Origin of the sequence: Nocardioides sp. (assembly GCA_037045645.1) — a bacterium.
Classification (GTDB): Bacteria; Actinomycetota; Actinomycetes; order Propionibacteriales; family Nocardioidaceae; genus Nocardioides.
Genome location: JBAOIH010000011.1, coordinates 176,707 through 202,506, shown reverse-complemented (window position 1 = coordinate 202,506; position 25,800 = coordinate 176,707). Strand labels below are relative to the sequence as shown.

Annotated in this window: 22 protein-coding genes; 16 read left to right on the top strand and 6 right to left on the bottom strand. The window is 66.7% G+C overall.

Annotation, left to right across the window (positions count from 1 at the left end; all coding sequences use genetic code 11):
• Positions 1–379 precede the first annotated feature (379 nt).
• Positions 380–1,477 (top strand): IS630 family transposase, encoded by a 1,098-nt coding sequence (locus tag V9G04_18975; protein MEI2715311.1) that lies wholly within the window; start codon positions 380–382, stop codon positions 1,475–1,477.
• Here V9G04_18975 and V9G04_18970 read toward each other — a convergent pair.
• Positions 1,460–3,835: a DUF4365 domain-containing protein gene (locus tag V9G04_18970; protein ID MEI2715310.1), complete on the bottom strand. Its 2,376-nt coding sequence runs from the start codon at positions 3,833–3,835 to the stop codon at positions 1,460–1,462. The genes V9G04_18975 and V9G04_18970 overlap by 18 nt on opposite strands.
• Positions 3,836–4,634: 799 nt before the next feature.
• Between V9G04_18970 and V9G04_18965 the strand changes: the two genes are divergently transcribed.
• The 3 genes from V9G04_18965 to V9G04_18955 all read left to right on the top strand — a co-directional run bounded on the left by V9G04_18965 (position 4,635) and on the right by V9G04_18955 (position 7,048).
• On the top strand, positions 4,635–5,774 hold the full coding sequence (locus V9G04_18965; GenBank protein ID MEI2715309.1) for an ABC transporter permease: 1,140 nt from the start codon (positions 4,635–4,637) through the stop codon (positions 5,772–5,774).
• Entirely contained in the window at positions 5,771–6,382 is a 612-nt protein-coding gene (locus V9G04_18960; GenBank protein MEI2715308.1) for an ATP-binding cassette domain-containing protein, read from the top strand. Before V9G04_18965 ends, V9G04_18960 begins: the two co-directional genes overlap by 4 nt.
• A 105-nt stretch (positions 6,383–6,487) precedes the next feature.
• The gene (locus V9G04_18955; protein MEI2715307.1) at positions 6,488–7,048 is read left to right on the top strand and encodes a TetR/AcrR family transcriptional regulator; all 561 of its coding nucleotides are present in this window, start codon (positions 6,488–6,490) and stop codon (positions 7,046–7,048) included.
• Between the two features lie 263 nt (positions 7,049–7,311).
• On the opposite strand, the gene V9G04_18950 is transcribed toward V9G04_18955, so the two are convergent.
• Positions 7,312–8,700 carry an IS1380 family transposase gene (locus tag V9G04_18950; GenBank protein MEI2715306.1) on the bottom strand — a complete coding sequence of 463 codons (1,389 nt, stop codon included), beginning with the start codon at positions 8,698–8,700 and terminating at the stop codon, positions 7,312–7,314.
• 269 nt (positions 8,701–8,969) lie between these two features.
• Here V9G04_18950 and V9G04_18945 point away from each other — a divergent pair, with 269 nt between their 5' ends.
• The 3 genes from V9G04_18945 (at position 8,970) to V9G04_18935 (ending at position 10,614) form a co-directional block, all read left to right on the top strand.
• Complete coding sequence (locus V9G04_18945) at positions 8,970–9,494, top strand: hypothetical protein (protein MEI2715305.1); 525 nt, start codon at positions 8,970–8,972, stop codon at positions 9,492–9,494.
• Positions 9,495–9,528: 34 nt separating this feature from the next.
• Positions 9,529–10,086, top strand: coding sequence for a hypothetical protein (locus V9G04_18940; GenBank protein MEI2715304.1), 558 nt, complete (start codon positions 9,529–9,531; stop codon positions 10,084–10,086).
• A gap of 99 nt (positions 10,087–10,185) precedes the next feature.
• Positions 10,186–10,614 (top strand): hypothetical protein, encoded by a 429-nt coding sequence (locus tag V9G04_18935; GenBank protein MEI2715303.1) that lies wholly within the window; start codon positions 10,186–10,188, stop codon positions 10,612–10,614.
• Positions 10,615–10,617: 3 nt separating this feature from the next.
• On the opposite strand, the gene V9G04_18930 is transcribed toward V9G04_18935, so the two are convergent.
• Positions 10,618–11,367: an ROK family protein gene (locus V9G04_18930; GenBank protein MEI2715302.1), complete on the bottom strand. Its 750-nt coding sequence runs from the start codon at positions 11,365–11,367 to the stop codon at positions 10,618–10,620.
• A 65-nt stretch (positions 11,368–11,432) separates the two neighbouring features.
• Between V9G04_18930 and V9G04_18925 the strand changes: the two genes are divergently transcribed.
• Genes V9G04_18925 through V9G04_18910 form a run of 4 tightly spaced genes read left to right on the top strand, consistent with a single transcriptional unit; the run spans position 11,433 to position 15,975 of the window.
• Positions 11,433–12,137 carry a TetR family transcriptional regulator gene (locus V9G04_18925; protein MEI2715301.1) on the top strand — a complete coding sequence of 235 codons (705 nt, stop codon included), beginning with the start codon at positions 11,433–11,435 and terminating at the stop codon, positions 12,135–12,137.
• Positions 12,138–12,196: 59 nt separating this feature from the next.
• Positions 12,197–12,820, top strand: coding sequence for a TetR family transcriptional regulator (locus tag V9G04_18920; protein MEI2715300.1), 624 nt, complete (start codon positions 12,197–12,199; stop codon positions 12,818–12,820).
• Positions 12,821–12,857: 37 nt separating this feature from the next.
• Entirely contained in the window at positions 12,858–13,358 is a 501-nt protein-coding gene (locus V9G04_18915) for a glutathione peroxidase (protein ID MEI2715299.1), read from the top strand.
• 31 nt (positions 13,359–13,389) lie between these two features.
• Positions 13,390–15,975, top strand: coding sequence for a LuxR C-terminal-related transcriptional regulator (locus V9G04_18910; GenBank protein ID MEI2715298.1), 2,586 nt, complete (start codon positions 13,390–13,392; stop codon positions 15,973–15,975).
• A gap of 4 nt (positions 15,976–15,979) precedes the next feature.
• Here the strand turns inward: V9G04_18910 and V9G04_18905 are convergent, their stop codons facing one another.
• Positions 15,980–17,152, bottom strand: coding sequence for an ATP-binding protein (locus V9G04_18905; protein MEI2715297.1), 1,173 nt, complete (start codon positions 17,150–17,152; stop codon positions 15,980–15,982).
• An 83-nt stretch (positions 17,153–17,235) separates the two neighbouring features.
• Here V9G04_18905 and V9G04_18900 point away from each other — a divergent pair, with 83 nt between their 5' ends.
• The 4 genes from V9G04_18900 (at position 17,236) to V9G04_18885 (ending at position 21,465) form a co-directional block, all read left to right on the top strand.
• Positions 17,236–18,141: an ABC transporter ATP-binding protein gene (locus V9G04_18900; GenBank protein ID MEI2715296.1), complete on the top strand. Its 906-nt coding sequence runs from the start codon at positions 17,236–17,238 to the stop codon at positions 18,139–18,141.
• Between the two features lie 126 nt (positions 18,142–18,267).
• The gene (locus tag V9G04_18895; GenBank protein MEI2715295.1) at positions 18,268–19,203 is read left to right on the top strand and encodes an ABC transporter permease; all 936 of its coding nucleotides are present in this window, start codon (positions 18,268–18,270) and stop codon (positions 19,201–19,203) included.
• Between the two features lie 56 nt (positions 19,204–19,259).
• A complete protein-coding gene (locus tag V9G04_18890; GenBank protein MEI2715294.1) occupies positions 19,260–20,468 on the top strand; it encodes a M15 family metallopeptidase in 1,209 nt (402 codons plus the stop codon).
• Between the two features lie 19 nt (positions 20,469–20,487).
• On the top strand, positions 20,488–21,465 hold the full coding sequence (locus V9G04_18885; GenBank protein MEI2715293.1) for an NADPH:quinone oxidoreductase family protein: 978 nt from the start codon (positions 20,488–20,490) through the stop codon (positions 21,463–21,465).
• Here the strand turns inward: V9G04_18885 and V9G04_18880 are convergent.
• A complete protein-coding gene (locus tag V9G04_18880; protein MEI2715292.1) occupies positions 21,462–22,874 on the bottom strand; it encodes a sialidase family protein in 1,413 nt (470 codons plus the stop codon). The genes V9G04_18885 and V9G04_18880 overlap by 4 nt on opposite strands.
• A gap of 149 nt (positions 22,875–23,023) precedes the next feature.
• Here V9G04_18880 and V9G04_18875 point away from each other — a divergent pair, with 149 nt between their 5' ends.
• Entirely contained in the window at positions 23,024–24,982 is a 1,959-nt protein-coding gene (locus tag V9G04_18875; protein MEI2715291.1) for a M13-type metalloendopeptidase, read from the top strand.
• Positions 24,983–25,013: 31 nt separating this feature from the next.
• On the opposite strand, the gene V9G04_18870 is transcribed toward V9G04_18875, so the two are convergent.
• Positions 25,014–25,670 (bottom strand): calcium-binding protein, encoded by a 657-nt coding sequence (locus V9G04_18870; protein ID MEI2715290.1) that lies wholly within the window; start codon positions 25,668–25,670, stop codon positions 25,014–25,016.
• Between the last annotated feature and the right edge of the window lie 130 nt (positions 25,671–25,800).

The following is a 25,800-nucleotide window of genomic DNA, read 5'->3' as shown; positions in this document are numbered from 1 at the left end:
TACAGCTGATGGGTGGTCGCACAACCGACTAAGTAGCGGGCGGAAGTCTTCCATCGGCAACTCATCGCTGAACAACGCGCTTGCGGCGAGCCCGAGTTTGGTGCCGGGAGCTGCGAGCAGTCGGTCGAGTAGGAGGACGGCGGCAGCGGAGTTAGTCGAACTCCTGCTAGCTAAGACTGCGAGTCCTTGCACAACGGCAGAGCGAACCGACAGCGCTGGATCGGAAGCCAACGACGCCAAGAGCTCGAGAACGCCTGATCGCTCGGAGTTTACAGCGATCCAGACCCCTGCAGTTCTCTCACTCTCGCTGCCGAGCAGCATCACAACTAGTGCCGCGTGTCGTAAGTTCCTAGATAGTTGGGATCTGAAATCATGAGGCATGGCGAATCGTCCTGCTCCTGCATTGGTTCTGCGTCCAGGCGATCGCGAGGAGCTTGAGCGGTGGGCCCGGGCTTCGACGGTGCCGGCGTCGGCGGCGAAGCGGGCGCGGATCGTGTTGCTCGCGGCCGACGGGGTGGCGAATACGCGGATCGCGGAGTTGGTCGGTGCGACGGTGACCACGGTGCTGGGCTGGCGGGATCGCTACCAGTCCAAGGGACTGGCGGGGCTGGCAGATGCTCCGCGTTCGGGACGTCCGCGGGAGCTCGATCACCGGGCGATCGTGGCCGAGACGTTGAAGCCGCCACCGAAGAAACTCGGTGTCACGCACTGGTCCACCCGGCTGCTGGCCAACCGGCTGAAGATCTCCCACAAGTCGGTCGCCCGAGCCTGGTCGGCCTACGGCGTCAAGCCGTGGAAGGCGGAGTCGTTCCGGTTCTCCACCGACCCCGAGCTGGTCGGGAAGGTGACCGACATCTGCGGGCTGTACCTGGCGCCGCCGGAGAACGCGATCGTGCTGTGCGTGGACGAGAAGTCCCAGATCCAGGCGCTGGACAGGACGGTCCCGATCTTGCCGATGCAACCGGGCAAGGTCGAGCGCAGGTCGCACGACTACTACCGGCATGGCACCACCACGCTGTTCGCAGCGCTCGACATCGCGACCGGGCAGGTCACCGCGGCGCTCAAGCCGCGCCATCGTCATCAAGAGTTCTTGGCGTTCCTCAAGCAGATCGAGCGGGCCTACCGCGACGTCCGCGACGCCGACGGGCAGCCGGTCGAGCTGCACTTGGTGATGGACAACTACGCCGCGCACAAGCACCTGAACGTGAAGACCTGGCTGGCCGACAACCCGCGCTTCGTCGTGCACTTCACCCCGACCCATGCCTCCTGGATGAACCTGGTCGAGGTCTGGTTCGGCATCGTCGAGCGGCAGGCGATCCGCCGCGGGGTGTTCAAGTCGGTCAAGGACCTCAACGCCAAGATCCGCGCCTTCATCGACGGCTGGCACGAAAGAGCGCATCCGTTCGTGTGGACCAAGACCGCCGATCAGATCCTGGCGAAGGCCAACCGTCCAACAACTTCAAATCCGCGGCACTAGGTCAGACTCAGAGGTCTCCTCTGGAAACAACTTTGCGTAGGTGAGTTTCGCTGGGCCCCGGGGGTCTCGCGTTGGGCAAAAGAGTCGGGACTCATGTTCAAGCGGAGCCCGCGTGGATTGCAGTTTGAGTGCCTCACGGAGCAGAAGAGCGACTTCACGGGGAATCTCGTCCGTTGCTTGCCCGATGAGTTCGATCGCGCCGATCGTAAACTCGCCGATAACGGTCGGGTCTTCTAGAGCCTTGGCGCATGTCTTCCAGCGCGCGAGCGTTGGGTGCCAAATGCTGAGGAGGACCAAGGTGCGCAAGGGGTCGCGGTCGCTTACCCGCACTGTCCCGTTCTTGGCGTCATCCAGGATCGCCTCAACTTGACCTTCCATGGCCGCCATTAGCGCAAGCACAACCTCAGTGGGCAGGTCGATGACGCTGCCGAAACTGTGCAGCGCATCGAGGTCACCCTCGGCGATCTTGTCGATGAGTTGGAGACGCTCGTCAGCGTCTCGGTGAGCAATGACGTAGTCGATGGCTCCGGCCAACTCCTCGTGATGCTGCGAGCGGCGAGACGCCAACTCTCGCAGTTGTTCCTCGGTCCATTCGCTCTCATCGAGGTGCCGGACCAGACGGGCGTATCGATCGGCCAGCAGTTGATCGGTCACGGCCGATAGTCCCACGATGTGCTCTCTGATTTCGGAGCTCACGCTGGGCGAAACTGACGTGGAGAGTCCGAGGAGCAGTCTTGGGAGTTCGTCACGTAAGAGGAAACTCGGCCTCAACCGCTGCTGGAAGTCGCCTGGGTCGCACAACAACCGCATTGCCCAACGAGCATGCCGGTCAGCCGCGTCAGCTGAAAGTACGTCTGCAGCCCCGGCAACGAATCGAACACTGGCAGCTAGTGGGGTTCGGGTTAGCGCATCGAGGTCGATCCGGTTGGCGACAGCGGCCACCGGACCAACCGGTCCCGTGTCAAGCAATCGAGCAATCGTTGCCTTGACTACCTTGTCTGCTCCAGCCAGCCTGGCCAGGTCCAGCGCTCCGTCGATCTGATGCTCGCTGTCAGACGTCATCAAGATCCTCCGCGACAGCATCGTGGCCGCGTTGCGCCACGAAGGGGTATCTGCGGCGTGGTTCGCCTGGGCCATTGCGGATCGGAGCGAGAGCCAGGCAACGTCGTCGGCGCCCATGGTGACAGTTCGGTCGTAGGACCAGTTCTTGAAGGAATCCTCCGCTTGGGCAGCCAAACCAGCGAGGATCGTCTGGGAACGCCACCAAGTTCCGAGGTTGTCGTGTCCCTTGATGGCAGAAGCCAAACTCTCGCCATCCCAATCGCTCAATCGGAAGATTAGGTCTGCGGCTGAGCCGGCGAGTACCGACGCTGTGGGGTCATGATTGGCGATGCGTCCGATTGGCGCGACTCGAAGAGCTACCTCTTGGGCGGTCTTAGTGTCGCCAAGTTCGACCAAGAGCCTGGCCCGATGTGCCTCAATCCACGCGAGGTCGACTGGACTGTGTGAGTCGCCGAGGGCCTCCTCGATGATCGTGAGGGCACCGACGACGTCTTCCGACTCGTATCGGAACGCCGCCAAGGAGGTGACCGCGGCGGCTTTTGCCTGTGGGGTGGGAGAGTCGCCTGCCACTTTGGACAGGTGCGCAGCGTCGGCATCAAGCAGAGCGCTCGACATGGCCGCGTAGAACCGCCACGCCCAGTCAGGAGACTGCGACGATTCTTGTGGGTCCAGTCGCGGCTCGATTTCCCGCCAACGGTGAAGGTGGCGCAGCCGCATGCGCGTGAGGAGGGCCAGCGCTTGATGCGCTTCGATCGCGCTGTGGGAGCGGTTGCCGTGTGGAATGAGTAAGCGTGGGGTGATCAGTGCGTAGCGGAGTACAGCAGACTCTGGAATGGATTGACCTGTATCCCAGACACTCCCTTGGAACTCGGGCAATTCTGCGCGCGAGAGAGCAACGTCCAGTAACGCGCGGCGATGTGCAGCGTCCAATCTCTGCTCCACCGGAACGAAGATCTTTCGACCCTTGCCAGTGGAGACCACTTTGTCCTGGGTGACATGAACCCAGAACGACCCGCCGTCTTCGACGCGGTGGAGCACGAGTATGTGAGGGACGGAGTGATTGGTCCAGTAATCGAAATGACGCGCATCCCTCTCCCGGAACCACCAGCCGCGGAGTTGAACGCCCTCATGAACCGGCGCGTTGAACGGTGTGGCGCCTGACTTCACTTGAACCCCGAGAAGCCGTCCTAAGTCTGTGCCGCTCTCGTCGTGGGCCATCACCCATTGATCGGTGCCCACATCGTGCTCCAGATTCGGCGCGACCCCCCAGCCGATGAACTCGAATTGAGCCTTCACGGCGGACTGGGCACCGGTCCCAACGGCTCGGTTTGCTGGCTGTCTCACCCTCGTCCGTCCTACCTGCTCCTTCGCATCCACCCATTCCGTTTGGAGCGACTTCTCATTGTGGGAGCGTATCGAGCCGACCGTCCCCGAGCAGGTCATCCGGCCCACGTCGAACTGCCTGGGCTGGCCTTAAGGCTATGGTCCACCCTGTAGGTGGGCACATCCCGCACCACCCAGATTGCCCGAGAAGTGCGCAGCGGGCGACAGGGCGGAGCACTTCCCCTTCGCCTCATCCGAGGTAATCTGAGGTCGTCCGGCACGATTCCGCCGGACCAAACTCAAGAACTGCTGGTGCTACCCCGTGTAGCCCGCCCCCGGCCCAACGGTGCCGAACGGGAGGCAACTGGACGAGAATTCACGCGGAGCGTGTCCGAAAACCGCTAGTCACGCGTGGATCTCGCTGGTTCAACTCCCCCCTCGCGCACGTGAGAGGCCCGGCTTCGGCCGGGCCTCGGTGCATTTGCGTCCGCCGCAGTCCGGCAAGAACTGCGGCCCTGGGGCCGATCGGCCGCGCTGGGGCTCGATCGCGGCCGCAGTTCTTGGCGACTGGCGAGGATCTGCCGTACGCGCAACGAGGTACCCGTTAGCCGCTCTTGGGCCAACCCGGCGATCGGCACAGCGCCGAAGCGGCCCTGGGTCAGCCAAGCGCGGTCCAAGACGGTGACCCACGTCATGCCACCCTCGCCTTGGATTGCCGACAGGGCGTCGGTACGTTTGCCGACATGGTGTTGGTATCTCAAAGAGTGGCCCGATGAAGCCGTCCTTCCTCGCGGTGCGCGAACTGCGCTTCGCGAGAGGCAGGTTCGCCCTCATGGGCAGCGTTGTCGCCTTGATCGCAGTCCTGATGGTGTTGCTCAGCGGCCTGTCGGTCGGCCTGGTCAAAGATGGCGTCTCGGGCCTCCAGACGCTGCCGGCCTCGTCGTTCGCCTTCCAAGCCGACGTCGAGAAGAGCTCTGCATTCTCACGCAGTGTGGTCGGGCCCAAGGCCGTCAGCCAGTGGGCCGAGCAACCGGGTGTCAAGGCTGCGACCCCGTTCGGCAACACGCTGGTGAATGCACGTAGCGACCGTGGTGTCGAGATCGACCTCGCGCTGTTCGGCGTGGAGCGCGGCTCGTTCCTCGACCCCCCCGTCAATGAGGGAAAGCCACTCGCCGGTGAGGGTGAGGTCGTCATCTCGGGCACCGCGGCAGACGACGGCCTCAAGTTCGGAGACACCGTCGTGTTGGAGCCCAGTGGCATGAAGTTGACTGTGGTGGGCGTACTCGAGGGCCAGCACACCTTCGGTCACGTGGACGTCGGGTACGTCTCGCTGCGCACCTGGCAGGAGGCGAGGGCAGGCGTACGCGCGGGTGACGATGTGGCGCCGCACGTGTACCAGGAGTTCACCGCCGTCGCCATCGAGGCCGACTCCTCTGATGATGTCGACCTCGCCGCCGCAGACAAGGCCGCCGACACGACGTCCATGACCCTCAAGGAGTCTTTTGACGCTTCACCCGGCTACACCGCCGAGACCTCGACCCTGCAACTGATCCAGGTCTTCCTCTACCTCATCTCCGCGCTCGTAGTCGGAGCGTTCTTCACCGTGCTGACCATCCAGCGTCGCGGGGAGATCGCCGTGCTGCGCGCCCTCGGCGGGCCGACCCGCTATCTGCTGGGCGACAGTCTGCTCCAGTCCTTCATCCTGCTGATCGTCTCCGCGGCGGTCGGGATCGGCGCGGGACTCGGCATGGGTGCGGCAATCAGTGCCACGGAGATGCCGTTCGCCCTTGAGGCCGGGCCTATCGCCGCCGCTGCGGCGTTGCTGATCGCCCTCGGCATGCTCGGCGCCGCGAGTGCCGTATTCCGCATTACCCGTGTCGACCCCTTGACCGCCCTGGGAGGCAACCGATGACCGCGAAGACCCCCGCACTCGTCCTTCGCGACGTCACCCTCACGCACGGCGATGGCGAGGAAATCGTCACCGCGCTCGACGATGTCACTCTCGAGGTCGCTCCCGGCGAGTTCGTCGCCGTGGTGGGTCCCTCGGGGTCGGGCAAGTCCAGCCTGCTGGCCGTGGCCGGAGCGCTGACCACGCCGACCTCGGGCTCCGTACGCCTGGGTGAGGTCGACCTGGTCGCTGCGACGCCTCGTCAGCGCACCGCCGTACGACGCGAACGGATCGGGTACGTCTTCCAGAGCGACAACCTGGTGCCGGCGTTGACGGCCCTCGACCAGATCCGGCTCCCTGCGACTTTCACCCGGGGCGGACGACACCGAGACGCCGCCGAACTCCTGACAGCGGTGGGCATGGACCACAAGGCCGGGCGGCGCCCCCACCAGCTTCTCCGGTGGCGAACGTCAACGCATCGGCATCGCGCGCGCCCTCGTCAATGCGCCCGACCTGCTCCTGGTCGACGAGCCGACCGCCGCTCTCGACCGCCAGCGCAGTCAAGACATCGTCGGATTGCTAGCCACGGAGACCCACGAACGCCAGGTAGCGACCGTCATGGTCACCCATGATCACGATGTCCTGCATCACTGCGACCGGGTGTATGAAATGGTCGACGGACGTCTCACGGTGCGTCCCGACTAACAGCGCCGCGGCACGACGGGAGGAAGGCAAGGATGCCCCGGATCACGGCACCCACGGTCGCCGAGCATCACGCGAAGCAACGGCGCGCGCTGCTCGACGCTGCTCGTGATCTCCTCGCCGAGACCGGTGCGGAGCCGTCGATGGCGGCGGTGGCGCGTCGCGCCGGTCTGGCGCGCAGCAGCATTTATCAGTACTTCTCCTCGCCGCCCGACATGTTGGCTGCGGTCGTGGGCGACGTCTTGCCCGCCTGGGCCGACCGGGTTCGCGCGCACGTGGAGGCCGCGGCGACGCCGGCCGAACGCGTCTGGGCGTACGTCGAAGCCAATCTCGAACTCTTCGCCTCCCCCGAGCAGGCTGTGGCGCAGGCGCTCAGCCGGGTGGTCGAGCCCCAGGTGCTGCAGCGGCCGATGGAGGACTTCCACCGGCGATTGCAGGTGCCGCTGCGCGACGCGTTGACGGCGTGGGGCGAGCCCGAGGTCGAGGCGATCGCGGAGATCATCGACGCGATGATCGTACGAGCCGCTCGCGATGCCGCACCCGAGACCGCGGCGACCCGATTGCGCCGGTTGCTCGAGGGCTATCTCAGGGACTGAGTTGCCCGAACCTTCGTGGCATCCGTGGCACCCCCCCATCCCCGCTTGTTCCGCAAGATCGTGGTGCGCTAGGGTGCAAGGGACCCTCGGGGGAGGGTCTTTCCGCGCCGGGGGGCGCCTTCTAGCCTCGACGTTTCGTGAGCCCTGCTGAGCAGCTGGTTCTCGATGGAAGCCGGCCGGGTTGGATGAAGGGCGTGTCTGGCCCCCGGCGCTGTGGCCGCCGGTTCTCCGGTTCCTGGTCGATGGGTTGGGGGTCTTGGCCGTCAGGCGGTGTGGAGCGTGGTCCAGCCGGTGTCGATGAGCTGGCTCCAGGGCCAGTCCCTGGGGAGTCGTAGGCGTCTTCGGCGGCCGGTGCGGATGATGCGTCCGGCGACGGCGAGGAGCCGGAAGCGGAGTCGTTTGGGCTCCCACCGCCGGGCGGGTTCATGCTCGTCGAAGGCGAGGGTCTGGGTCCAGGCGAGGAGATCGGCGGCGAGTGCGACGACCTCGAGCCAGATTCGGTTCTTGGCGTAGTCGTGGAAGGGAAGGTTCCGCAGCCCGGTGTCTTTCAGGCCGCGGATCCGGTCCTCGCAGCGGGCGCGTTGGCGGTGGCGGACCTCGAGCGCGGCCAGGGTCCAGCCGGGCCCTTTGGTGTTGGTCGCGAAGCAGGTGATGCGCCACCCGTTGTGGTCGGTTAGTCGCAGCTGGGCGCCGGGGTGGGGGCGTTCGCGGCGGGCGATGACCCGCATCCCGAGCGGCCAGTCCTTCGGGCCGGGGCGGCTGGACCGTGTCGGGGTCGGCATCCAGGCAGTGAGCTCGGCGACCTGAGCGCCGTCGCGAGGCTCACCGTCACCATCGACCGCGGATCGCCAGGCTTGTTCGGGGATGGCTTCGATGGCTGCTTTGACGGTGTCTTGGGCCTGGAAACCGATCGAGTACTCCAGACCGGCGTCGGTGATGTGGTGGAGGAACACCTTCGAGCAGGCGCCGGTATCGGCGCGGACCAGCACCTGCTGTTGCTCGCCATCGGGGAGCTGGGCCAGCGCGGCCTCGAGCGTGGCGAGGTGGTCCGCGCTATTCCAGGGCGAGGCCTTCCCGGGCCGCAGATCGATCGCCAGCGGTTCGCCGGTGCCGTGCTGGCCGTGGTCGACGAAGGTGCACATCGGGGCGAACCCGAACCCGCGCTTGAAGGTCGGCTCGGCGCCTTCCTTGTCCGAGTGCGCGGTGACCAGGGTGGCGTCGATGTCCACGATCACCTGACTACCCGGCGTACCGGCCAGCGGGCGACGGCGTGCCCAGACCGCCGCGCGCGCCTGGGCCCGCACGTCCCGGATCGCGGCCACCGCGTCGTCCACGTCCGCAGCGAGGGCTGCAAAGACCCGCGAGACGGTCGGGTCGGAAGCGACCGCCCCGAACAACTCGGGCTGGGCACGGATCACGGCGACATCGGCAAGACAATCCCCGCCAAGCGCGACCGCGGTCGCCACGTCGAGCAAGACCTTGCCCGGGTCATGCTCAGCCCGTGCTGGGCGCCACGGCGCAAGCGCCCGGGAGAGTCCCCGGCCCAGGCCGGTGACACCGGACGCCTCCTTGAGCAGCAGCGCCCCGCAGGAGGAGATCAGCGACTCGCGGACGGGATCGAGAACCAGATTGGGGACACGGCTACGCTTCACCTACGGAGTGCCTTTCCGCTAGCGATTCTTGGACTGTCGCAAGAACAAGAATCCCAAGCAGGACAGGCACTTCCGTGCTTTCAGCCCCGGTGTCGCCAGATCACTCGTGAAATCCCGAGGCTAGAGGGGTAACTTCATAAATGAGTACGAATACGCGCGCGCCCAAAACGGGGATGTCGCGACGCACACTCGCGCAAGGGGCGGCCTGGTCCGTTCCCGCCATCTCTGTCGCGGTGGCGGCTCCAGCATTTGCTGGCACCACGGGCACCATGAGCTCGAACGGCCTTTGTCGGATCGAGAAGTCTGGCGAGACAGCCAACAACCAGACCCGCATTTACCAGATGTCGGTGGGGCCCAAGGCGGGCACCGCGGAGACCTGGGTTTCGGGAGAGACCTGGACGTACACCTTCACGGTGAAGGTGCCTTCGCCCGGGATCGTCATCCCGAACATCAACAACGTGTTCACCATGAGCTACGGCTCGTGGTCGGCGGTCAACGCTTCGCCGCAGGTCGGCGACACGCGTACGTTCACCGTCAGTTGGACCTCGAGCCTGGGCTCGGGGACCGGTGACGCGTGCGTGGGCATCGGCTGGAGCACCGCCAACCTGCACCCGGACGCCGACATTCGGATCGTGGCCAACTCACCGGCCGGCGAGTCGCGCACGATCCTCGACCCGGGCAACCAGGGCAACGGCACCTACACCTGCGACACCACGATCACCTCGGGCAGTGGCTGCTGCAACGTGGGTGGGTTCGGCTTCGAAGCGTTCCCGTGCCAGCCCTACCTGCCCTGATCCGTCACCACTCATCCAAAGGCGATTCAACATCATGATCAAGTACACCCGCCGCGCGGCCGTCGCCGCCCTGGCCCTTGTGGGCGCCACCGCCCTTGCTCCGACCGCGGTTGCGGTCTCGCCGAGCGACTCCACCGCTACCAACGGCGTCTGCTACGTCACCGTGCGCAGTACCACCGCCAACAGCGTCATCAAGACCGTCTCTGTCGCGGTCGGACCCGAGGCGGCCGGGCAGACCGCGCCTGCCGGCAGCACCTGGAACTACAAGGTCCAGGTCATCTCGCGTCCCTATGACGGTGTCAACCTGCCCACGACGTCCTACTCGTCGTACGGCACCTGGTCGGCACCCCGGATCACCGGAAAGGCGCCGGCGCCGGCGCCGGCGGGAGCCGAGATCTACACCATCGAGATGTCGTTCACGTCGAATGTCGCGCTGTCGAGCACCGTGTGCGCTCCGAACTTCGGCTGGCGCAACAGCACCCGCCCGCTGCGTCCGGACTCGGCCATCCTGGTCTCGGCGACCGCACCGTCCGGAGCGCTGCGCAACGTCTACCTCGCGCCCAACCAGCGCAACGGCGATTACGTCTACTGAACACCAGGCCGCAGGGTCTGGCTGACCCCGCCGCACAAGACGCCAGCCCCGCTCCCGATGGGAGCGGGGCTGGCCCTATTTCCCGCTACATTTACTGACGTGCGCGCGCTGCCTTGGAGACGGATCAAGTACGCCGTCTTCCTGGTGCTGCTGCTCTTCGTACTCAACGGCCCGCTGGTGCAGACGCTGAGCGCTGGTCGCGAGCCCTCGGGCTTGATGTGGTTCGCAACCGCGGCGGTGGACGCGGCGCTGCTGCTCTTCGCGTACGTGCTGCTTCGCTATGGCCGCTACAGCGGTGGCGATCCGGTGCGCGCGAGCGCAGTCGCAGCGGTCGAACCGGCCACCGTCGAGCGCGGCATCGACGAGTTGGGTGACGATCTGCTGGACATCCGCGGTGACGTGCTCACCGCGGACGCGCACGAGATGGTGCTCGATGTCGACGGGGTGCCGGTCGTGGTGATCCTCGACGGTCACGCCAACGAACTCACTCGAGGTCGGGTCGCGCGCGTGCGCGCGCGCAGGATCTGAACGTCAGCCCTCGGCGATCAGCGTGGTCACCAGGGCGGCGCCGACGATGCCCGCCCGATTCTCCAGGGCTGCGGCGACGATCGGCGTGTCGATCTCGATCTTGTCGAGGAACTTGTCCGCCTTGCGGCTGATGCCACCGCCGACGACGAAGAGATCGGGGGAGAAGAGCCGTTCGACGACGCCGTAGTAGCGGGTGAGGCGCTGGGCCCACTCGTCGTACGACAGATCCTCGCGCTCCTTGACGCTGCTGGCCGCACGCGACTCCGCATCGTGGCCGTCGATCTCGAGGTGGCCGAGCTCGGAGTTCGGCACGAGCACTCCGTCATAGATCAACGCCGAACCGATGCCGGTGCCCAGGGTGGTCACGATCACCAGGCCGTCCTGGCCCTTCGCGGCACCCCACTTCACTTCGGCCAGTCCGGCCGCGTCGGCATCGTTGACGACGTGTACGTCGCGGCCGAGTTTGCGGGTGAACAGCGCATCGGCGTCGGTGCCGATCCACGACTTGTCGATGTTCGCGGCGCTGTGTACGACACCACGCTTCACCACGCCCGGCACGGTCACTCCGACAGGACCGTCCGCCTGTGGGAAGTGCTCCAGCATCTGCGTGAACACCTCGGCCACCGCATCGGGAGTGGCGGGCTTCGGAGTCAGGATCTTGTGACGATCCGCCGCGAAGTCTCCGGTCTTCAGGTCGACCGGCGCGCCCTTGATGCCGCTGCCGCCGAAGTCGATGCCGAGGGGAAGAGCCATGGTGCAAGCCAACCTCCCCACCCGGGCGTACGCAAGCCGCGCCTTGACGGCGAAGAAATCGTGTCATGAACCCGTGCGGCGGACGTCTCACCAGCGGACTGCAAGGAGACCCAGATGGCAGACACTTCCGCGCTCGTCGGATCGCGTGGCTCGTGAGCCCGGTCGAGAGCGAACCGACCACCGCTTCGATGCGCGAGCGGGTGCTTTGTGCTGCCGCCGAGTTGACGGCAGAGTCCGGTTGGTCGTCGGTCACGATGGCAGCCATCGGTGATCTGATCGGTGTCAGCCGTCAGACGGTCTACAACGAGGTCGGGTCGAAGTCGGCACTCGCCGAGGCGTTGGTGCTGCGTGAGGTGTCCTTGTTCCTGACGGGCGTGGAGGCCGCGTTCACGGCGCACCCCGATTCGCTCTATGGCGGAGTCCACGCCGCCGCCGTATCCATCCTGGCGCAGGCGCGAACCAGCGCTCTGTTCGGTGCGGTCGTCAGTGCGGAGCACGGCGCGAGCAACGACCTGCTGCCACTGTTCACGACCCGCAGCACGGCCCTGGTCGAACTCGCCACGTCGTTGGTCGCCGAGTACGTGTTCCATTACGACGGTATTGATCGCGACGACCCGACGATCCTCCCCGCGATCGACACTGTCGTACGCATCGCGCTCTCCCATGTGATGCAGCCCGGTGGTTCACCCGACGAGGTCGGTCACCACATCGCCTGGATGGTCGAACGTCTGGTGGAGGAGGCCTGGCGGGACATCCCGGCTCGCGCGTGACTCGACCGGTGATGAGACGAGCGACACATCTTCAGTTGACCCACGAGTAGCATGTCGACATGGCAGCGTCCCCGGTCAGCGCGAGCGTCGACTCCACGCGCGAGCGTGTGCTCGCCGCCGCTGCGGACCTGACTGCGGAGGCCGGATGGTCGGCGGTCACCATGTCGGCGATCGGCGACCGCATCGGGGTGAGCCGACAAACGGTCTACAACGAGGTCGGCTCCAAGCCCGCCCTGGCCGAGGCGATGGTATTGCGTGAGGTGGCGCTGTTCCTCGACGGCGTGGAGCAGGCATTCGCCGCCCACCCCCAAGAGCTGTATTCCGCCATCCAGGAGGCAGCGCTGTCGATCCTTGAGCGAGCGCAGACCAGCGCCCTCCTCGGTGCGGTCGTCAGCGCCGAGTACGGCGCGGTCAGCGATCTGCTGCCGCTGATCACGACGCGCAACACCGCACTGGTCGAGATGGCCAAGGCATTGGTGTCGGACTTCCTGCTCCGCTACGACGGCATCGAGGCCGACGATCCCGCGTTGCCCTACATCATGGACACGATCATCCGGGTCGTGCTTTCGCACGTGATGCAACCGGGCGGCACACCGAGCGAGGTCGCCCAGCACCTCGCCTGGCTCGTCGTACGCCTCGTCGACGCCGCCTGGCACGAGATCCCCCATACGCCGAGCGCGTAACCACCTGATCGCACTCGCCACGTCAAGGAGCAACACCATGTCCGATCAGTCACCGGCTGAATCACTGGGCGACTTCAGCGCCACCGCGATCGACGGCACCGAGGTGGACCTCTCGGCGTACGACGGCAATGTCGTCCTGATCGTCAACACCGCGTCACAGTGCGGCTTCACCCCGCAGTACGCCGGGCTGCAGAAGCTCCATGACACCTACGCCGACCGCGGACTCGCGGTCCTCGGCTTTCCCTGCGACCAGTTCGGTCACCAGGAGCCGGGCGACGAGAATGAGATCGCGCAGTTCTGCGAGTCCAGCTTCGGCGTCAGTTTTCCGATGTTCGCCAAGGTCGAGGTGAACGGCTCCGGAGCCCACCCGGTCTATCAGTGGTTGAAGTCCGAGCAGGGCGGCCTGCTCGGCAGCGCGATCAAGTGGAACTTCACCAAGTTCCTGATCGGGCGCGACGGCCACGTGCTCAAGAGGTACGCACCGCAGACCGCCCCGGCCAGTCTGAGCGAGGACATCGAGGCGGCGCTGGCGAAATGATGCCTGCTCGCCGCACCTCACCCCGATTCCGATGAGCCACCATCCCCGTGGCAGTCCCCGTCTCTCCTCCTGGCCGACTCTGACCGGGTCGCTCTTTCGCGAACTGCGAGGACTGCTGTCCACATCGTCCGAGGGCTTGCTGCTGTCGGGAGGCTCCGGGGTCGGCAAGAGCGTGCTCGCAGGCCAGTTGGTCGATGCCGCTCGGGGGCGTTCGGTCCGGATCGTGTGCAGTCCCGGTGACGCACTCGTCCCCCTCGGCGCCCCGGGCCGGTTGCTCGGTGGAAATGCGACGTTGGCGCAGGTGCGCGAGCACCTGAGCCAGGCCATCCCCACCCTGGTGATCCTCGACGATGCACAGTGGCTCGATGACACCACCGCAGGGTTGCTCGCGGACCTGTCGCGCGCCGGGATCGTACGACTCGTGGCCACGGCTCGCTCCCAGATCGGCCTGGCCTACCCGCTGCATCGTCTGCTCCATGACGACCTGCTGGTGCAGGTCGCGGTTGCGGGGATGCCGCCCGAGGACGTGTTGGCGGTGCTTGAGGAGTACTTCCGCGGCCCGGTGGATCCACGGAGCGCGAGGTGGCTCTTCGAGGCGACGCAAGGCAACCCGTTGTTCGTACGCGAGGCTGTGCGCGCCGGTGTCGCAGCGGGGGACTTTCACGAAGAGGCAGGGGTCTGGACCCATCCGGGGTGGGCGATGCGTACGACCAGACTCGAACTCGGCGAACTCATCGATTCCGAACTCGGACGCGTCCCGACCGAGCATCGTGAGGCCCTGGACCTGATCGCCTTGAGTGAGCCGGTCGCCCTGGCGACCGTGCTGGAGGCCGCAGGTGAGGCCGACTGGGCCGACAGCATCGAGGCGCTCGCCACCGCCGGACTCGTCCAGGTCGATTCGAGCGATCCGGCGGAGACGATCGTACGGATGGGGCACCTGTTGTATGGCGCGCACGCACGGGATCGGGTGCCGGTGTCTCGGCGGCGCGAACTGCACGCGAAGAGGTACGCCGGAGTCGACCCCGACGGGCTGACCGAGTCGGAGTTCGACAAATGGGTCAGGTGGTCGCTCGAGGGTGGGTTGTCGGTGACGCCCGCGCAGTTGCTGCGCACGGCGAAGTCGTCGGCTACGGCAGGCCACGACGGGGTTGCGTTGTCGTTGGCCGAGTCGGCGGTGGCGGGGTTCCCCGAGCATTCGGCCGAGCGCGTCGAGGCGCTGCTGTTGTGCAGCGTGCTTCATGTGCATGGCGGGGCGGCGGCGCAGGCCAAGGCCTTGATCGACACGGTGATCGCGGATCTCGACGACTGCGTGGCCGACGACTTCACTCGCATGCTGTTGGGTGCGGGGGCCTATCGAATCAGGGCCGACCTCGAACAGTTCGCGTTCGATGATCCGGCTGCGGCGTTGGCGACGGTGGACGAGACGATCGAGGCTCTTCCTGGTTTGTCGGCCTTCGTGGACGTCAGGTGTGTACGAGCACGGCGACTGGCGTGGGCCGGTGACACCTCGGGGGTGGCGCAGTTGCTGCCGTGGATCGAGGTGGTGAGCATCCCGGCGCCGCTGGAGATCCTCGAAGTCGTGGCCTTGGGGATCACCGAGCTGGTGTCGCGGGGCGAGGTCGATCGGGGACTGGAACTCAGCGCTCGCTATTGGGGCCAGGCGGTCGACGCCCACGAGACTATGACGTGGATCGGCTTCGAACTCACCGCGGCGACGCTGCTGGCGTACGTCTCAGCTGGTCGGCTCAAGGACCTGGCCGCCCACGAACACCTGATGCCGTTGATGACGCAGCGCCACGACGAGGCTTCCGCTCGCGTCGGCATGGGCGAGTTGCTCGGCCGCCAAGGCGACTGGGAGCGAGCCTGGCACGAGATCTCCCAGGCTGTGCAGACGCTGCGTTGGCGGGATGCGGCCGGACTGCTCACCTGGGCCCTCAGCGCGGCTGCGGACGCGGCGATGATGACTGGTCGCGCCGCCGAGGCGGCCGCGTTCCTGGCAGAGGTCGACCAAGGACTGAAGGGTGCCAGCCGTGGCATGGCCGCCACCGCCCGCCTGCACTCGTGTCGGGCCGCGATCGGGCTGGGGCTGGCCGACGCCCCCGGCCGATGCGCTGAGCTGGCGAGTTGGGCGCAAGAGTGGGGCTATGACCTCGTACGCCTCGATGCCCTGCATCTGCTGGGCCTGGCTTCCCCGGAGGCGCTGCGCCGGCACCTGGCCGAGGCGGCACCGCTGCCACTGCCACATCCGTCCGCGCCGGTGATGGCAGCCTTATCCGACCACATCACGGCCGTCTTGGGTGGCAGGAAGACCAGCGTCGCGAACTCGCTCAAACTGCTCTCGGAGATGGGCCGCTGGACGCCGGTCGTGCGCGCGTCACCCCACCTGACCAAGCGCGAACGCCAGATCGCGATCATGGTCGCGGCCGGCGATTCCTCTCCGGCGATCGCCGAGCGGTTGCACCTGTCCGTACGCACCGTGGAGACGCATGTCTCGCGTGTGATGGCCAAGCTCGGGGTGTCGCGGCGAAGTGACATCGCCGGGGTGTTGGCGCCCGAGTCTGTTGTGGGGGCTCCACCAGGGCACCCGCCCCGGACGGTGTTCCCACCCGCCAGATGAGGGGTCAGGAACCTTGCTGGCGCAACCAGGCAGCGAACCCGGGGAGGGTGAAGCGTACGAGTCCATGCCCCACCGGCTCGATGATCGCCTTCTCGATCAGGCGCTCGCGCGCCACGCTCAGCGACCGTGAGTCGACACCGAGGTCGGCAGCGATCGCGGCGCGGGTGACGTTGCCGTCGCCCTGACGGGCCATCGCGCCCAGGAACGCCTGCTCGCCCGGTGTCGCCGAGCCCCACCGCGCGGCGTACATCGACCTCACCTGTGCCTGCGCTCTGGTCAGGCCGCGACGCGCATCGGGCAGTCCGATCTTGGCGCCGCGCTCGGGCCGCGCCGCGTCCCAGGTCGCGGAGCCGAGGAGTTGCAGGAAGTAGGGATAGCCGCGCGCCTGGTCGATCACGGCGTCGAGTGCGCGGCTCGTCCAGCCGACTCCCAACGACGCGGCCGGTGCCGTGAGCAACTCGCGTGCGTCGGTAGTCGAGAGGACGTCGAGCGGCACGAACGTGCTGCGCTCGCCGAAGGTCGCCGCGCGGGTGATCGCCTCTGGGGTGACGGGAAGCCCGGCTGCGATCACGGCAAGCGGGTTGTCGGCGCGACGACCCGCGAGGTTCTGCAGCGCATTGAGCAGCAGGGCTAGCTCGACCCGGGTGGCGGCATGGAGTTCGTCGATGAAGACCGCCAGTCCCGCGCCGCCACGAGAGCGTACGAGTGTCGCCGCGTCGTGCAACATGCCTTCGAGCGCCGCCAACGGTGCGGCCGCAACCCCGGTATCCGGCACCGGATCACCGACCAGGTCAGCACTGACCTTGACTCCGAAGCCACCCAACTCGACGCCGAACTTGTCCAGTCGTGCCCGCCAGCGCTTGCCCGCCTGGCCCCCGGGGGTGATGTCGGCGGCGTCGAGCGCCTGGCTGAGAGCGGCGGTGAGTTCGGGCAGCACCGGGGTGCCGCGCGAGCACGACACCCACACGGTGACGAAGCCGAGCGGCTCGGCCTCGTCTTGGGCAGCGCGCAAGAGCGAGGTCTTCCCGATCCCGCGCGGAGCGTGGAAGACGAGCAGCGGGCCGCCCATCTCGGCGTACGTCACGACGCGCGCGAACAGATCGCGGATCCGGTCGAGTTCCTCGCGGCGTCCGGCAAGCAGCCGGGGGACCTCACCGGGGGTGTACGGATTCGTCACGCAACTTTTATACCTGAGTTAAGTATCAAAGGGTGGAACTTCAGGTGATGAAGACCGGGGAGAGCCCCCCTAGTGTGAGGCGCATGACCACGATCGCCATCGCGGCTCGGGGCTTGGTGAAACGGTACGGGGACCTTGTGGCCGTCGACGGTGTCGACATCGAGGTGACCTCCGGATCGTTCTTCGGGATCCTCGGGCCCAACGGAGCAGGCAAGACGACCACGCTGGAGATGATCGAGGGCATCCGCCAACCCGACAGCGGGTCGGCCGAGGTCCTGGGCCTTCCCGTGTGGCCGCGCAATCCGGCCCTCTTGCCGCGCATCGGCGTACAACTCCAAGCCTCGGCGTTCTTCGAGCGATTGAGTGCCGGTGAGCAGTTGCGGATCTTCGCCGACATCTATGGCGTGGGCAGTTCGCGCGTCGACGAGATGCTCGAACTCGTCGGCCTCACCGAGAAGCGCAAGACGCGTACGGAGGACTTGTCCGGCGGGCAGAAGCAACGACTCTCGCTGGCGTGCGCATTGGTCCACGAGCCCGAGGTGGTGTTCCTGGACGAACCCACTGCCGCCCTCGACCCCCAGGCCAGACGCAACCTGTGGGATGTGTTGCGCGCGATCAATGAGCGCGGACACACAGTCATCCTCACCACCCACTACATGGACGAGGCCGAACTGCTGTGTGACCAGGTCGCGGTGATGGACCACGGCCGGATCCTGACCGTGGATCGCCCGCGCGCCCTGATCGCGGGCCTGGGGCAGGCGCAACGCATCCTCGTGGACGAGGGTGCGCTCGGGCTGGAGGCGGCTCGGACCCTTGCTGGCGTCGAGACCGCGGCAGTCGACAACGGCACTCTCAGTCTGAGCACCCACGACACCGCCCAGGTGCTGCGGCAGCTGGCCGACCGGGATGCGCTCGCGGGCCTGCAGGTCACCAGCGCCACCTTGGAAGACGTCTTCTTGGACTTGACCGGACGGGAGTACCGCGCATGACTTCTCGGGACTTCACCGCCTTGATGCGGGCTCAGTGGGTGGGCTTTTGGCGCGACAGGCAGAACTGGTTCTGGCTGCTCGCCTTCCCGTTGATGTTCTTGGTTCTCTTCGGCTTCCTCTTCCGTGATGCGGGGGCGAGCAAGACCGACCTCGCGATCGTGGGTGATGTGCAGTTCGTCAAGCAGATGCCGCCAGACGTCAAAGCGCAGTTCGACGACCTCTTCGAGACCACGACATATAAAAGCGAATCGGCAGCGTTGGCAGAAGTCCGCAAGGGCGATATCGACGGCGCGCTCGTGCAGGACGGCGACACGCTTCGCCTGCACTACTCGGCCGCCGATCAGGTCGTGGCCGCCACCGTACGCGGAACTCTCGACGGCTTCGTCAACGGCGCGAATCAGGCGATCTCGCAGACCAAGCCCAGGTTCGTCCTCGATGCCCAGCAGGTGGAGGACGACTCCCTCAAACCGATCCAAATTCATCGCACCGGGACTGCTCGGCTGGGCGGTGGCGATGGGCGGGGTCTTCAACACCGCGATGCCGCTGGTGACCTGGCGTACGAACAAACTCCTGCGGCGACTGCGGCTGGCACCGGTGCGGACCAGTTCGCTGGTCCTCTCGCGGGTGGTCGTGTGTCTGACCGTGGCGTTGCTTCAGACGGCGATCTTCTTGGGTGTGGGCGTAGGCGTCTTCGGCCTGCAACTCAGTGGCTGGTGGTGGCTTGCGGTCCCGCTGATCCTGGTCGGTTGTTTGGCGTTCATGTCGATCGGCATGGTGGCGGGGGCGGTGAGTCGTACGGCCGAAGGTGCCTCGGGCCTGGCCAACGTGATCGTCACGCCGATGGCCTTCCTCTCGGGCTCCTTCATCCCGCTCGACCAGGCGCCGGGTTGGATGCAGACGTTCTCCAAGGTGCTGCCCTTGGGACAACTCAACGAAGGCATGTTGGACTTGATCGTGCGCGGCGAAGGTCCCTCGGCGCTCGTCGTGCCGGTGCTGGTGTTGCTCGGTTTTGCGGCGGTGTTCGCGGCGATCTCGGCTCGGTTGTTCCGCTGGGACGACTGACCTGGACATCCGCGCTTGATACCTGGGCTAAGTATCAACGCGTATCGTCCTGGGTCATGAAGAGCGCCCGGCACCGCGTGCGCACCGGCTTTGCCGCCCTGCTTGCGGCGGCAGTGCTGGCCGGCTGCGGTGGTGAGTCGCCGGACCCGATGCCGAAGGCGACTTCTACTTCCGCGACGACCAGCAGCCCCACGGGTGTCGTACTCGATCCCGCGATGGCCGTCGATCCACCAGGTCGCCGCAAAGAACCGCTGCGCTCGGCCGACATCTTGATCTTCAGCCAGGAGCCGTTGAGCAGGCAGATGGTCGCGCGCGTGCGTGCGCTGCCCGGGGTGTCGTACGCCGCCCCGCTGTCCCTGGCCCAGGTCACGATCGAGAACCGCGCGCTGACCGTCGCCGCCGTCGACCCCGCGACGTACCGCCTCTTCACCGCCAGCGAACTCGCCGACGCCCAAGCCGTGTGGAAACGCGTGGCCGGCGGCGAACTCGCGATCACTCGCAAGCTCGGCAAGCGCCTGGCGGACAAGACCGACCAGATCAAGCTCGGCGGCAGCGCAGACGCGCCGAAGCTGCACGTCGGGGCGCTGGTGCCGGAGTTCACTGCCAACGTCGACGCGGTCGTCAACGATCTGTGGGGCAAGCAACTCGGGATGAGCAAGGGCAACGCGTTGCTGATCTCGACCGGCATCACCAGCCCGTCGACGTTGCGGCCCAAGATCGAGAAGATCGTCGACAAGACCGCGTCGATCCAAAGCCTCGATGTGGTCGCGCGGCTGGGCCTGGACACTTCGGTGAAGCAGACCGCGTTCCTGACCGGCGGCTCGGTCGCGGAGGTCGTCGGGACATTCAGCTATACCGTGCTCGGCGGCGGCCGGATCGCGCCTGAGGCGTCCTGGGTGTCGTCGCACATCAGCACCCGCACGATGCCGATCATCGGGTCGATGACCTGCAACAACGCGATCTTCCCCCAACTGGAGGCGGCGCTGCGCGAGATCCTCGAGTCAGGGCTTGGTGACGAGATTCATCCGGGGGAGTACGCCGGGTGCTACTACCCGCGCTTCATCGCCGGCTCCACGACGCTGTCCAACCACTCGTTCGGCCTCGCGATCGATCTCAACGTGCCGGGCAACCAGCGCGGCACGGTCGGTGAGATGCACCGCGGTGTGGTCGCGATCTTCAAGAAGTGGGGCTTCGCCTGGGGCGGCGATTGGGGCTGGACCGACCCGATGCACTTCGAGATGAACCGGGTCGTACGTCCGGGGTGACGGCACCTATCCTCGCCCCATGCGCGCAGCCCAGGTCGTCACCACCACCGGTCCCGCCGACGTCGTGATCAACGAGGTCGACTCGCCCACACCACAAGCCCACGATGTCCTCATCGAGGTGCACGCGGTGGGGATCTCGTTCCCCGACCTGCTGCTCAGCAAGGGGCAGTATCAGATCAAGCCCGAGCCGCCGTTCACGCTCGGGGTCGACTTCGCGGGCGTCGTACTCGATCCTGGCGCTCCCGAGTCCAGCGGCTTCCAGGTGGGCCAGCGGGTGTGCGGGGTGAATGCGTACGGCGGTGCGGCCGAGGTCGTCGCCAACCCGGTGATCTTCACGTTCCCGCTGCCGGACAACGTGTCGTACGAGCAGGGCGCCGCGCTGCCGATGAACTACCTGACCGCGCAGTTCGCGCTCAAGCAGCGCGGTGGGATCAAGGCCGGTGAGACCGTGCTGGTCAACGGCGCGGCGGGCGGCGTGGGGACCGCGACGCTCCAGGTCGCGAAAGGCTATGGCGCGAAAACGATCGCACTGGTCTCGACCGAGGAGAAGGCCGAGGTCGCCCGCTCCGCAGGCGCGGACGAGGTGATCGTCGGCTCCGACTTCCGCGACGCGGTCAAGGATCTGACCGGCGGCCGCGGTGCCGACATCATGCTCGACGTCGCGGGCGGCGACGCGTTCACCGACTACCTGCGCTGCCTGGCCGAGGGCGGGCGCCTGCTGGTCGTCGGCTTCGCGTCCGGCCAAGGCATTCCCGAGGTCAAGGTCAATCGGCTGCTGCTCAACAACATCGACGTACGCGGGGTGGGCTGGGGTGCGTACGCGATGACCCGCCCGGGCTATATGCAGCAGCAGTGGCTCGAGCTCGCCCCGATGCTGGAGTCGGGCGTGCTCAACTCGCCGATCGGCAAGACGTACGACTTCGCCGACTTCGGCGCCGCGCTGCAGGACCTCGACGACCGTCGTACGCTCGGCAAGTCGGTCGTACGCGTGCGCTAGCGGCGTACGACCAGTTTCGCCGAACCGGCGTAGTAGCCGCGCTTGGTCACCTTCACCCGGATCTGGCGCGGGCGAACCGAGGCGGTGAACCGCAGCCGACACACGCCGCGGGAGTTCGTACGACACCGTTCATCACCCGCGCGCACGCGCGCGCCCGCGACGGCGCCGTCCACGTCGGTCACCTTGATGGCGACGCGCTGGGTGCGGCGGATGCGCCAGCGGCGTGGTGTGGCGCGTACGTTCAGCGTCGCCATGACCTGGTGGGCCAGCATCCCTTCGGTCGAGTCCGATGCGGTGATCTTGCCGCTCATCACCAGTGTGGAGCCGAGCGTCGAGGTGGCGGCGACGGTGCCGTCGAACGTGCTGTACGCACCCGGCAACAGCGCCGGGCGGCGGTCGATGGTCCAACCAGACTTCGCGACCCGGGAGGCGCGAGGCTGGTAGTTGATCGGCCCGGTCGCGCCGATCCACAGGTGTCCGTCGGGCAGCACGTCCAAGAACACGTTGTTTGGGCCGGCGAAGCCAGGCACCCGGCGCACCCTGTTGGTCGCCAACTCCCACACATAGACCTGATGGCTGGTGCCGTACCCGGCTTCGAAGGCCGCGACCGCACCCACGCCGGGACGGTCGACGACCGGAGTGCCCGCATAGCTGTAGCCGGTGGTGACCGGCGGTCGAACCTGTGCGCCGATGCTCGGCCAGATCTGTTGCGCGACGGTCGAGTTGGCGTCGCCGACGTTGTACGTCAGCCACACCACGCCACCCGAGGCGACGATCGAGTAGTCATGAGCACCAGCGATCGCGACGTCGGTGTTGACGGACTCGATCGCGGCTTCCGCGTCGTTCCCGGCACCGATGCGGAAGTGGAAGCCCGCGGTGTCGTGGTGGCCGGCGAGGACACGTCCGTCGGGCAGCACCGCGCCGAGCGCGTGGTCGCCCCCGCCGACAGCGCGGGCATAGATCTCGTTCGGCACTGTCCAGGTTGCGCCGCCGTCGGTGGAGACTGCGTTGTAGATCCCCTTGCCGTCGAAGAAGTCGGCCGTGCCGCCCGTACGTTTGCCGGTGAAGAGCAACCGCAGTGAGCCGTCGGGCATCGCGACGAGGTCAGGGTAGGACGACACGGCAGACCACGGGGCGGCGAGCACGCGCGACACCGCGCTGCGACGCCCGTTCGGTGCGATCGCCACGTGCTCGAAGTTGCCACCGTCCACCTGCCAGATCACATGCTGCGTGCCGTCAGGCGTACGTGCTGAGGCGGGCGTGGCGAAGTTGGGATTCGCGCTCGGGCTGATCCGGACCCAGTCGTCGACGGCAGCCTGCGCGGGAGCGACGGTGATCGCGCCAGCCGCCAGCGCCAGCGCGCTGGACACGACGAGGGTGGCGCGGCGGGCCTTGGCGCTAGGAGTCATTGGTCCACATTCCTCTGCTCGCGCAGCGGTGTCACGGGTTTTGTCCCTACCTTTGCCCAGGGGTCACAAGATTTTGCCGAGGGGTCACGAAACTCGGCCGAGGGGTCACAAGACTCGCGGTGTCCCCGCTGCCTTATAGGGTCGAGCCCGTGACGATCCTTGATGATGCCCGCGCGGGCATGGACCTTGACGTACGACCCCAGGACGACCTTTTCGGGTACGTGAATGGCACCTGGCTGGCGACCGAGGAGATCCCGTCCGACCGGTCGTCGTGGGGGCCGTTCGTGCAGCTGGCCGACCGCGCCGAGGCGCAGGTGCGCGACATCATTACCGAGTTGGCCGAGGCGGACGCCGAGAGCGCCGAGGGTGTCGATGCGGACGAGGCGGCCAAGATCGCGGCGCTCTACCAGTCGTTCATGGACACCGACTCGATCGAGAAGAAGGGCTTGCGCCCGATCCAGCCGCTGGTTCGCGCGATCGAAGGTCTGCGCGATCTGCGTGACCTGGCCGCATTCGTGGGTGAGTTCGAGCGGATCGGCGGGCCGGCGCTGTTCGGGTCGTACGTCAACACCGACCGCAAGGACTCCGAGCGCTATTTGCTCTACCTGCTCCAAGGTGGCCTCGGGTTGCCGGACGAGTCCTATTACCGCGACGAGAAGTTCGCCGAGATCAGGGAGAAGTACGTCTCCTACCTCGACCGCCTGCTCACGCTGGCCGGCTATCGCGACGAGGCTGCCGGGTGGGCGGCCCGCATACTCGAGATCGACACGCTGATCGCGAAGGGACACTGGGAGCGCGCGGAGACGCGTGATGTCCAGAAGACGTACAACCTGCTGACCGTCGAGCAGCTTCGCGAACTCGTGCCGACCTGGGACTGGGACGTCTACATCACCAATCTCGGCGGCTCCGAGCAGACGCTGGCCGAGGTCGTGGTGATGGAGCCGTCGTTCTTCGAGCACCTGTCGACCGTGCTTACCGAGGTGCCGCTCGACGACTGGAAGACCTGGCTGTTGACGCGCGTACTGCGTTCGTCGGCGCCCTACCTGACCGACGACTTCGTCGAGACGAACTTCGACTTCTACGGCCGTACGTTGAGCGGCACCCCTGAGTTGCGGGCTCGGTGGAAGCGGGCGGTCGCACTCGTCGAGGGCGCGATCGGGGAGGCAGTCGGCAAGGAGTACGTCGCGCGTCACTTCCCGCCCGAGTCCAAGGCGATGATGGACGAACTGGTCGCCAACCTGCTGGAGGCCTACCGCCAGTCCATCGCGAAACTCGACTGGATGACCGAGGCGACCAAGCAGCGGGCGTACGAGAAGCTCGACCAATTCCGGCCCAAGATCGGCTACCCGGTGGAGTTCCGGGACTACTCGTCGCTGCAGGTGCGCGCCGACAACCTGATGGGCAACGTCGCGGCGTCCGCGGAGTTCGAGACCAAGCGCGAACTGGCCAAGATCGGTGCGCCGGTGGATCGCGACGAGTGGTTCATGCTGCCGCAGACGGTCAACGCGTACTACAACCCCGGCACCAACGAGATCTGCTTCCCGGCCGGGATCCTGCAACGCCCGTTCTTCTCTCCGGACGCCCATCCGGCGGAGAACTACGGCGGCATCGGCGCCGTGATCGGCCACGAGATCGGTCACGGTTTCGACGACCAAGGCGCGCAGTACGACGGCGCGGGCAACCTGGAGGACTGGTGGAGCGCGGACGACAAGGCCGCCTTCGAGGTGAAGTCGAAGGCGTTGATCGAGCAGTACGACGGGTTCGAGCCGCGTGCGCTGCCCGGTGAGAAGGTCAACGGTGCCTTGACCGTGGGCGAGAACATCGGCGACCTCGGCGGACTCACGATCGGCCACTTCGCGTACCTGATCAGTCAGGGTGGCGAGGCTGCCGCTGATGATCGCAAGAAGGTCTTCATGAACTGGGCCTACTGCTGGCGTACGAAGCGCCGCAAGGAACTCGACCAGCAATACCTCACCGTCGACCCGCACTCCCCGCCGGAGTTCCGCGCCAACATCGTGCGTAATCTCGACGAGTTCCACGAGGTTTTCGAGACCTCGGAGTCGGACGGGTTGTGGCTGGCGCCCCAGGAGCGCGTACGGATCTGGTGAGGCGTCTTGTGAGGCCCAGCGTTTGTGCGGCTCAGCGTTGGCGACGGCAGCTGCCGCGCTTCTCGATGGAGCGGCAGGTGTCGTTGCCCGGGCCGGCGTACCCGCGGTCACGCCCTGGTCCACCATCGAGGTGGTCGTTGCCCGGACCCCCGAAGATCCGATCGCGGCCTGGGCCGCCGAACACCTGGTCGTTGCCTTCGCCGGCATAGACGCGGTCGCGCCCGCCGCCGGAACGGATCACGTCGTTGCCCGCTCCGCCGTAGACGATCTCGCCCATCGTGGCGCCGTAGATGACGTCGTCTCCGTCGCCGCCGAGCATCGTCGCGGGGGTGCCGCCCGGGTCGCCGAGGGCGATCAGTTCGTCGTTGCCCGCCTCGCCGTTGGCGGTGCCGCCGTTGGGCAGTTGGATGCGATCGTCGCCGTCGCCGCCGAGCACGTACGACGCATCGCAGATCAGGTCGTTCCCGGCATAGGCCAGCACGCGCCCGCCGCCGATGATCACGTCGGCTTCGGGCGTGCCGACGACGGTCTCACCGGCCGAGCCGGTGTGGGTCGCGCGTTCGCCGAAGCAGAGTTCGTCACGCTTGGGCGGAGCGGCCTGGGCCGACCACAGCGGCAGCATGAGCAGTGCACTCGCCGCGGCCGTGACCAGCCGACGACGCGAGCGCTGTGCAGGGCGCAGGTTCACGGCGCTTCTCCTGGGCTATCTCGGTTACTCATCCGACGTTGCGCACGGCCTCGGTCCGATGCTGCTGGCACAGTTCCGCGCAGGCAGTGTGCAACAAAGGTGGCGTGACGTGGAGTCTGATGCCTCGAAT